General features: G+C 45.0%; 8 protein-coding genes and 1 pseudogene. 3 read left to right on the top strand and 6 right to left on the bottom strand.

The window, feature by feature from the left end; all coding sequences use genetic code 11:
* Nucleotides 1-1559: WG repeat-containing protein (locus WBA23_RS18795; RefSeq protein WP_424583820.1), on the top strand; the 1559-nt coding region annotated here is incomplete at its 5' end.
* Between the two features lie 5 nt (nt 1560-1564).
* Here the strand turns inward: WBA23_RS18795 and WBA23_RS18800 are convergent.
* From WBA23_RS18800 to proS, 6 genes are all read right to left on the bottom strand, one after another.
* Nucleotides 1565-2950, bottom strand: a complete 1386-nt coding sequence (locus tag WBA23_RS18800) for a glycoside hydrolase family 140 protein (protein ID WP_424583821.1) — start codon at nt 2948-2950, stop codon at nt 1565-1567.
* Nucleotides 2951-3176: 226 nt separating this feature from the next.
* Nucleotides 3177-3581, bottom strand: coding sequence for a hypothetical protein (locus WBA23_RS18805; protein WP_424583822.1), 405 nt, complete (start codon nt 3579-3581; stop codon nt 3177-3179).
* Complete coding sequence (locus tag WBA23_RS18810) at nt 3574-3831, bottom strand: UPF0175 family protein (RefSeq protein WP_424583823.1); 258 nt, start codon at nt 3829-3831, stop codon at nt 3574-3576. The genes WBA23_RS18805 and WBA23_RS18810 overlap by 8 nt, the downstream gene beginning before the upstream one ends.
* Nucleotides 3832-3919: 88 nt before the next feature.
* On the bottom strand, nt 3920-4900 hold the full coding sequence (gene floA, locus WBA23_RS18815; RefSeq protein WP_424583824.1) for a flotillin-like protein FloA: 981 nt from the start codon (nt 4898-4900) through the stop codon (nt 3920-3922).
* A 119-nt stretch (nt 4901-5019) separates the two neighbouring features.
* On the bottom strand, nt 5020-5496 hold the full coding sequence (locus WBA23_RS18820; protein WP_424583825.1) for an NfeD family protein: 477 nt from the start codon (nt 5494-5496) through the stop codon (nt 5020-5022).
* 143 nt (nt 5497-5639) lie between these two features.
* Nucleotides 5640-7118, bottom strand: coding sequence for a proline--tRNA ligase (gene proS / locus WBA23_RS18825; protein WP_424583826.1), 1479 nt, complete (start codon nt 7116-7118; stop codon nt 5640-5642).
* Between the two features lie 145 nt (nt 7119-7263).
* On the opposite strand from proS, the gene WBA23_RS18830 reads away from it, so the two are divergent.
* Entirely contained in the window at nt 7264-8640 is a 1377-nt protein-coding gene (locus WBA23_RS18830; RefSeq protein ID WP_424583827.1) for a hypothetical protein, read from the top strand.
* Nucleotides 8641-8734: 94 nt separating this feature from the next.
* Nucleotides 8735-9550, top strand: a pseudogene (locus WBA23_RS18835) (hypothetical protein); the annotation flags it as partial.

Raw genomic sequence — 9550 nt, forward strand, 5'->3', positions numbered from 1 at the left:
ATACCTGGCATGTTTTCTCAGCTGAGAATCAGTGGGTACGGGATTATACTTTTGAACGTATTCAGCCCGTGGGTATCAACCTGTACCAGATATCCTTGGGAAAAACTAAAACATTTGTAAATCAGGATGGTGAACCCATCATCCCCCCTCATTGGCGGGTAGAAAAGTTAGTAGGAGAGTTCGCGGTTTTATCTAAAGGCGATCAGTACGGAGTGCTCCGTAGCAGTAAGTCTTCTGAGCCCCAGCATAGTGTTGTACTTTCCCCTAAATTTGATTCTTTACTAATTGACGGCCGATTTATCCTGGCAGCTCGGCAGATAGGTGATCAAGGCGATAACTTAGCTTGGTCGTTGTTTGATCATCGAGGGGTAAGTCTTACGCCCTTTACTTATCAAGCGATGCTACCTCAGCAGGAAGGGCGGTTTCTGGTGAAGCGCAAAGATCACTGGGGCTACATTGATACCACCGGATTGGAGGTAATTCCCTGTCGCTACGTAAAAGCAACTTCCTTTAGTGGAGGAGTTGCTAGCGTAGATTTTACTGAGGGGCAGGGCGTAATTGATCGGCGAGGGAGGTGGAAAATTCGTCCGTTCAGTTACAAAGGAGCAAAACTGTCGCTAGAGCGAGTGCATGATGATTTATATATCTTCCAGACCGAAGCCCGCCACTACGAACCGGTGCGCTACGGACTCATGAACAGCCAGGGAGCAACATTATTTACCTCCTTTAATAAATTAATTAACAACGGTCACAGTATCTGGGAACGCAATGATCAGGGAAAATACGGCTTGGTTAGCTTTGCGGGCGAGCGGATGATGGCGGTGCAATATGATAGTATTTCCTCGCTTCAGGAGGACATGGTGTACGTATTCCAGAAAGAAGGCAAATACGGTATTCTTGGTCAAGATGGCCAGCAATTGGTGGGGCTGGATAATGAGTTTGAAGAATTACACCCGATGAGCAACGGCTTCCTTGGGGTAATGATTCATCAGAAATATGGGTTTGTAGATGAATTTGGGCGACTACGAATTGCGAACCGCTACGATTCTATCACCCGCTTTCAGAATAATATGGCGGCGGTGAAGCTGTTAGGGCGATGGGGTTATATTGATAAAAGCGAACACCTAATTGTGCAACCCCACTTTGATCGAGCCACTCCCTTTCAGGGCAAACTGGCGGTAGTACAGAAAGAGGATCGCTTGGGAATTGTCAATCGGCAGGGCAAAGAAGTAATTCCCGTAGCGTACGACCGAATTGTTCCCACTCAGCAGTATCGCTTTAAACTAGAAGAGCGTCGGGAAGTAGGAGGTAGGGAAGTACCTCAGGTAGGTCTGGTTAGTGCCAGCGGTAAAATGTTAATTCACCCGAAGTACGACGCTCTGGAAGACTTAGGTAACGGCTACGTCATCATTCGTCGCGGAGAACGCTACGGCTTGGTTACGCTAAACGGACGTAGTACCATTCCGCTTAAACACGATGGCCTCATCTATGATTCTTTCAACGATGTGTACTTAGCTCTCGAAAAGCCCACCTGGAAAACGTTAGATATTCCGCAGTAATTCTACTAATCGGAAGAGGTGCTTCCGGGAGCGCTGTATTCCTCACTATCAATAACCAGTACCCAATCGTTCGCAGTGGTAGGGGCTTCTACTTCAACTCGGTTCGATTTTTCTAATTTTTTCCCCGGGAAGTTATTACCGGTTCGGGGGTCGTACCACCAAGTAGATAATTCTTCGCCAGATAGCGCGGTTAAATCCAGACGTTTACTTCCTCCTTTGGGCAGATAGATCATAGCGTAGCGGCCCTGCTCATCTCGAGTTGCACTTACGTACTCGGTATAATCTGGCTGGGGTCCAACTACCATAGATTGATCCGGCACTCTAGTTAGAACAGGCCGAGAGAGCACCAGGTTTTTTAGGTGCTGCACCTGATTAGCCATCGGTAAATCTAGTGAAGCATGCCATGGGCCTAGTGGCTGATTGATAGGCTCCCGATCCGGTTGCCACATTTGCCATACCGCGTGACAACCGTAGGTCTGACCAAATGCTCCGGCAAATACATTCCAGTACATGATCCGGCGGATATCATCGTGGGTGCTGTAACCTCTCTCGTTAGCATTGAAGCAGTGGGGATGATTTTCGTACAACGGCTCCCCATCTAGCACCGGCTTATTGGGCGAGAGCGCGTAATCATGTTCAATATGTTGGTAGGTACCTTTGTTGGCACAGTGCCCCGTCTGGTGCATATTAAAATCCAGCCATTCTTCATTATGAAACCAAGTGGAAGAGCCCCCCTCACCTTCTTCGGTGGGCTGAGGGTGAAATGTCATCAATGTATTTTCGTAACCACCCGCTGCTGCTGCAATCCCTTCGGCCATATTATTCCAGATGGCAATGTCATCCGAATCTTCCCGCGGATTTCTGTCACCACCAATAACCCACACAATGTTATCGTAGTCTTTGTACCGGTTACCCATCCACTCTCCGAATACTCGAGCATTCTCCGGATTGAAGACTACCGGGCCAACTCCCCAGCTTTCAGTATTTACTTTGTCGCCCCAGGTAGGTAATAGAGCAATATAAATTCCTAGCTCATTCGCCTTATTAATGACATAATCCACGTGCTCGAAGTACGCATCGTTAGGCTTGGTAGGGTCGTTGTTCAGCAGAGGTTTGTCACCGTAGGGGTTCGGAGTGTTAAGTCCGTCGATTTCGGCCAGCGCTACCGCCTGCACCACATTAAATCCCTGGGAAGCTCTCTTTTCCAAGTAGCTGGTGGCTTCCTCCTTATCGCAGCGGTGAAACAGTTCCCAGGCAGTATCGGCCAGCCAGAAAAACGGTTCACCATCTTCCGTTACCAGATAACGTCCGTTTTTGTGAACGGTCAGTCGTTGGGCATCTAGGTTGAAAGCACAAAATACGAGAATTGCTGTTGCAAGAAATCGGTTCATTGTTACTATATAGGTTTGTTTATGTTGTTTTTTGAAATTGATGAAGCTAATAAAGATATATACCTTTTTAATCTAACAGTTAGCGGAAAGAATGGGTGAAAGTTCTGGAAGTTTTTACTTTAATGTAAATCGTTAACTTATCAATTTATTTAATCTTCATCAACAGTTTTTAGTATCTGTTCTTGAAGCTTCTCACTAATCCAAACACCTTTATTAGACAACTCTTCTAGTAGTGGCTTAACTGTCCAATGAGACCTTTTGCTTTTGCCTTTATAAGCACTCCTATAGTCCCGGTAACTTTCAAATCGGCGTGCTCAGCGTGAAACCGCCCAAGGGTTTCATCGAGAATAATCAGATCAGCATTCATCTCGGTGGCTAATATAATTGCTTCAGATTCTCCCGCATCTAAATCAAGGAAATACTTAACGGCCTGATCATCTCGAACACGACAGATATTTATCCAATCTACTTCTACTAAATCCTGGTAGTAACCTTTCACTTTTCCGGCTTCAATCTCATTATATACAGCGAGGGGAATGTAAATTTCCTGGTATAGCTGCTGAAGTAGTTCTAGTCGGTTAAGCTTAAGTAAAGATATGATGGGAGTTGTATTTGATACAACGTTAGGCATTCAGCACATCATTGTTTAAGTCTCGATCAATATGTTTCCCAAAAAATGACACTTGGTATTTTCCTAATAGCTCCAGAAAATCTATTCTTGCTAACCCTAAAGCTTTAGCAGCGGTGCTAGAAGATACTTTTCCTAGTTCGTAGAGCTTTACCAATGCGCTAATTTTCATCTCCATCTCAAAGTCTTTGGCATTAAGTCGCAGGGAGTTAGCAAGAAATTCGGGGTACTCTACATTTATAGTTTCTTTCATCTCACTCTATTAAACAGTAGAATAATTGATATTTGTTCGTACGGTATGTAAACTTCTGATGCATATCTACAGCTCCAAGCAAAGGTTTTTATTTACTAGACTTACTGCCATCACCCTGACCGGAAATGGATTCTCGCATATCAGTGTCGGCTTGGATGTTCTGCATTTTGTAGTAGTCCATCACGCCCAAGTTACCACTGCGAAACGCATCGGCGAGGGCTCTGGGTACATCGGCTTCGGCTAAGATTACTTTGGCGCGGGCTTCTTGCGATTTGGCGCGCATCTCCTGCTCTTCGGCTACGGCCATTGCGCGGCGTTCTTCCGCTTTGGCTTCAGCTACTTTCAAATCGGCACTGGCTTGATCAATCTGGAGCTTAGCACCAATATTTTCCCCAACGTTTACGTCGGCAATATCAATGGATAAAATCTCAAAAGCCGTTCCCGCATCCAGTCCACGTTGAAGCACTAATTTTGATATTTTGTCCGGATTTTCCAGTACATCAGTGTGTACCGATGCTGAGCCAATGGAGGTGACGATTCCTTCACCCACTCTGGCTAGAATTGTTTCTTCACCAGCCCCCCCTACGAGTTGAGCGATATTGGCTCGTACGGTTACCCGGGCTTTGGCAATGAGCTGAATACCGTCAGCGGCTACTGCTGCTACATCAGGGGTGTTAATTACCTTTGGATTTACCGAAATCTGAACGGCTTCGAATACATCACGACCGGCCAAGTCAATGGCAGTGGCCTGTTTAAACGTGAGCCGAATATTGGCTTTATCAGCCGAAATAAGGGCTTTGATAACGGTAGGGACGTTCCCACCTGCCAGATAATGAGTTTCCAGATCAGAAGTAGTAATATCGAGCCCAGCTTTGGTAGCGGTGATTAGAGAGTTTACGATAATGCTCGGTGGCACTTTTCGGAGCCGCATAAACATCAGCTCGAACAAGCCTACTCGTACTCCGGAAAACTGAGCAGTAATCCAGAGGTTCACCGGAATGAAGTATAGAACTGTAAAGAACAATACTACTCCAGCGATAATAATAACAATAAGTGCAAGTCCGTCCATGTAGGTGTGTTTGGGTGTGTGTTAAAGTGTTATGATAATGGAAACCGGAATCCGAAGACCGGAATCCGGAATGCTAATAGTAAATAAATGCCTTCTTCGGTCTCCAGACTCCTTTCTCCCTAGCCTTCAACTATTGGTTCTACTAAAATTTTATTGGGTCGTACATCAACAACTCGTACTTCGGTACCAGCATCTACGTACTGGCCCAACGTACTTACTTCTACCGTAGTTTCTTTAAACTCTACTTTTCCCGAGGGACGCAAAGTAGAAAGTGCTATGCCGCGGTCGCCCTTCCAAACATTATGTTTTACTTCCTCATTTACCCGGCTTTGGTTAGAGCCTTTCAGCGATAATTTATCCCAGGCTCCGGTTCGCAAACTGAAGAATAAAGTGATGCCCAGTAAGGCAGCAGCAATTCCCAGTATGCCAAACCCAAGCGCGTTACCGTAACCAACAAAACTAACGATTACAGCAGCGGCGGTTAATAGCAAGCCAATAATGCCGAAAATGGTCGTCCCTGGAATAAAGATAAGCTCCACCACAATTAGCACGATGCCTACCAGCAGTAAAACGACAATTGATAACCAATCAAGCATAATTGAAAGGTAGGAATAATATAATAATTAGTGTTATAGTGCGAGGTGTTAATGTGTTAAAGTTCAAGTTATTGAGTTTAAGGCTCTGAGTCTACATCAATAAACGGAAACTCAGAACCATAACCCCCTAGCACTTTAATACTTTAGTATGCCTTAGCAAACAAAACTCTACGAGTAGAAGGTTTGCCGGAATAAACGCACTGGCCTTCTTCAGCTTTAGTGTTCAGTGGAATACAGCGTACGGTTGCTTTAGTTTCTTCTTTAATTTTGGTCTCGGTTTCTTCACTACCATCCCAGTGAGCGTATACAAAGCCCCCTTCCTGTTCCAATATCTTTTTAAACTCCTCGTAACTATCCACTTTCTGCGAGTTTTCTAGCCGGAATTTCTGGGCTTTCTGATAGATATTGTCCTGCATTTCAATGAGTAGATCCTGAATTTTCTGCGGAAACTGATCATCCATTGCCATAGTCTGCTTTTCCAGCGTATCGCGACGGGCTACTTCTACGGTGTTATTTTCTAAATCGCGGGGTCCTAAAGCCAGGCGAACCGGCACACCTTTCAGTTCGTACTCAGCAAACTTCCAGCCGGGTTTGTGCGTATCCCGACTGTCAAATTTTACTGAAATGCCCAAGTGCTGTAGTTCGGCCTTAAGCAGGTTTACTTTCTCCGAGATAGCGTTAAATTGCTCTTCAGTTTTAAAAATCGGCACAATAACTACCTGAATAGGTGCTAGTTTTGGTGGAAGCACCAAGCCATTGTCATCGCTATGGGCCATAATCAGTGCTCCCATCAGGCGGGTGCTCACGCCCCAAGAGGTGCCCCAAACGTGTTCTAAGCCGCCTTCGCGAGTAGCGAATTTTACATCGAAGGCTTTCGCGAAATTTTGCCCCAAGAAGTGAGATGTTCCGGCTTGGAGAGCCTTGCCGTCTTGCATTAAAGCTTCAATGCAGTAGGTTTCTTCCGCCCCGGCAAAACGTTCGCTGGGAGTTTTCAATCCGCGAATAACCGGAACGGCCATAAACTGCTCCACGAAGGTTGCGTAGATTTCTAGCATTTGTTCGGTTTCATCAATGGCTTCCTGCTTGGTAGCGTGAGCGGTGTGGCCTTCCTGCCACAAAAACTCCGTCGTACGCAGAAATAAGCGAGTACGCATTTCCCAGCGCACTACATTGGCCCACTGATTAATTAGCAGTGGTAAATCTCGGTACGACTGAATCCAGTTGCGGTAGGAGTTCCAGATCATGGTTTCGGAAGTAGGCCGTATAACTAGCTCTTCCTCCAGTTTAGCCGCCGGATCAACCACTACTCCACTACCATCTTCCGCATTTTTAAGCCGATGGTGGGTAACTACCGCACACTCTTTGGCAAAACCTTCCACATGTTCGGCTTCTTTGCTTAAGTAGGATTTGGGAATGAATAATGGGAAATAAGCATTGGTATGCCCAGTTTCTTTAAACATTCGATCCAGTTCAGCCTGCATCTTTTCCCAGATAGAAAAGCCGTAGGGCTTAATTACCATACAACCTCGCACATCAGAAGGCTCAGCCAGGTCAGCCTTTTTCACTAATTCATTGTACCAGGCCGAATAGTCCTGCTGGCGCGACGGAATTCCTTTCCCCATAAATCTGTTATATTGGTATAATAATTGCTATTTTTTATGTAGATTTGGTTAGTTTCTTACGTGCAAAGATATTGATAAGAAATCTTTTTCGGTGGTTTTGCCGTATAAAATTAAACATACAACCAGAAATTGAAGGAGGATATTTATGAAAAACTTACTTGCAACATTAACTCTTGGACTCAGCGGGGCGGTGCTCTTCAGTGCTTGTGCGCCCGGACAGTACGTTCAAGATACAGAAACTGATGATTTGTATTTTACGTCTAACGATCGTAATACGGTAGAAGTCACTCAGCTAAACACAGTAAAGAAAGCAGCTTACGATAAAGACGGTTCTTACGTCTATCAAGAAGAAGTAGCTTCTAAGAATTTTAACCCCGACGCAGTAGACGTTAATCGCTACACTAGCGAAAACGATGCTGAGCAAGCTCAAGCAGATTATTATGTATCTGAGGAAGAGAGAGCTTTAAATAATAACCAATTTAACGGAGCGCAAGCTAATTATGCTGCATTTGGCAATCCGGCGTTTAATCGCGCTCGGATGTGGAACGATCCATTCTTTAACCCGATGTGGGGCGGAATGGGTATGGGCCGCATGGGAATGGGAATGGGTGGATTCGGCAACCCATATTGGAACAGCATGGCGTTCTACGACCCATTTTATGATCCCTTTATGATGGGTGGACCTATGGGCTTTGACCCATTTTTTGGCCCTGGTTGGGGGATGCGTCCTGGATTTAATGTCAGCGTAGGTTTTGGCTTTGGGTTCGGAAATGCATTTGCTTTTGGTAATCCTTGGGGCTTTAACCGGTGGAATAGATGGAACCGTTTTGGTGGATTTGGCGGATTCGGCGGCTATAATGCTGGATTCTATGATGGCTTCTATGCTAATCCTTACAACCGATTTGGCTTTTGTCCACCAGCAATAGCAGCAGTACGTAACGATTTTGTTGCGGCTAATCAACGTAGAGTAACTCGAGGAGGTACATCTGCTAGAACTTCTCGGGCAGTCCGACAGAATACTGGTCGTCAGTACGATAATCGTACCCGTAGCCGAAACAGTTATACAGCTAATCGAAGTAATAGCGATGCTTACAATGCCCGCTCTAGAAATAGCCTTTATGAAGATCAAGGACGCGCCAGAAGTCGAGTATCTACTTCTGCCAATCGTTCTAATGTAGCTCCCTCTACTACTAGAAGTAGCCGTAGCTACGATCCTAATCGAGTACAGCAGCAGAGAAATAGTAACTATGGTACACGGCAACGTGGTACTACTACTGCCCCTAGCAGAGGTAATTCTAACTATAACCGCTCGGGTAGTCGCTCTCGGTCATATGGAAACAGTGGTAGTCGTAGTTCTTCTTACGGTAATAGCCGAAGTAGAAGCAGCAACTACGGAAGTTCTTCTCGTAGTAGTGGATATTCTTCCGGAAGTTCAAGCCGCTCAAGTAGTGGTAGTTACCGAAGTAGCGGTAGCAGTAGTAGCCGTAGTTCATCAGGTAGCCGAAGTCGAAGTAGACCATAATTTAGCAAACAAGCTTGGCTTAATTTAGTACTAAGAGTGTAATGAGAACGTTTTCTCATTACACTCTTTTTTTTTTTAAATCTATCCTATTATAATGAAAACTGTATTTCGTAGATCCTTTATTATAATCGGACTACTTACCATAGTTAGTCCGGTATTTTCTCAAATTGCTGAGGATGCTATATTATTTGGTCAGTACTCACCTACCGGAACCGCTCGTTTCCAAGCTATTGGCGGTGCTGGATTTGCATTGGGCGGTGATGTTAGTGCTGCCGCACTAAACCCGGCGGGATTAGGCTTTTACAATCGCTCTTCAATTGTACTCACCCCAGCCGCTAATAACCTTAACACGAACACGAACTATTTAGGAACATCAGCTGAAGTGTTTGGCACCCAGTTTAACGTTGCTAACTTTGGTATTGTGATTAACAACACGAAGGATGATCTGATTCCGGCCGACTGGCGAGGAGGTTCTTTCGCGGTTACTTATAATCAGTTAAATACTCTAAATTTTGAAGCCGAATACCAAGGAGATGGACTAAACAATTCAATTCTTAATGATTTTGCGGGCGAAGCTAACTTCCTGGTAGACGAATTTGGAGAAGACTTCAATACTATTCAACAGCGAGTAAACGACGGCAACATCATTGGCTTTGCTGAAGCGGCTTTACAAAACTTTCTAATCAGACCGGACGATACGGGGCAGAACTTCTTTGAATCTACTCCCGATGATGCCACTACCAACCAATCGGGGACTATTTCTACCACGGGTAACCTTTCGCAGTGGAATTTTGCCTACGGGGGAAATTATAAAGATAAAGTGTATGTGGGAGTAAGTGTTGGCTTTAGAGGATTCAATTACGAGGTAGAGAAAGAGTATCGCGAAACCTACAACTATACTCAGCAGTAC

The sequence above is a fragment of the Tunicatimonas sp. genome (assembly GCF_049647865.1).
GTDB lineage: Bacteria > Bacteroidota > Bacteroidia > Cytophagales > Cyclobacteriaceae > Tunicatimonas.

What these genes read in the sequence shown, in the direction of transcription:
- WBA23_RS18800 (WP_424583821.1), bottom strand. Translation starts at nt 2,950, where the DNA reads ATGAACCGATTTCTTGCAACAGCAATTCTCGTATTTTGTGCTTTCAAC.
- WBA23_RS18805 (WP_424583822.1), bottom strand. Translation starts at nt 3,581, where the DNA reads ATGCCTAACGTTGTATCAAATACAACTCCCATCATATCTTTACTTAAG.
- WBA23_RS18810 (WP_424583823.1), bottom strand. Translation starts at nt 3,831, where the DNA reads ATGAAAGAAACTATAAATGTAGAGTACCCCGAATTTCTTGCTAACTCC.
- floA (WP_424583824.1), bottom strand. Translation starts at nt 4,900, where the DNA reads ATGGACGGACTTGCACTTATTGTTATTATTATCGCTGGAGTAGTATTG.
- WBA23_RS18820 (WP_424583825.1), bottom strand. Translation starts at nt 5,496, where the DNA reads ATGCTTGATTGGTTATCAATTGTCGTTTTACTGCTGGTAGGCATCGTG.
- proS (WP_424583826.1), bottom strand. Translation starts at nt 7,118, where the DNA reads ATGGGGAAAGGAATTCCGTCGCGCCAGCAGGACTATTCGGCCTGGTAC.
- WBA23_RS18830 (WP_424583827.1), top strand. Translation starts at nt 7,264, where the DNA reads ATGAAAAACTTACTTGCAACATTAACTCTTGGACTCAGCGGGGCGGTG.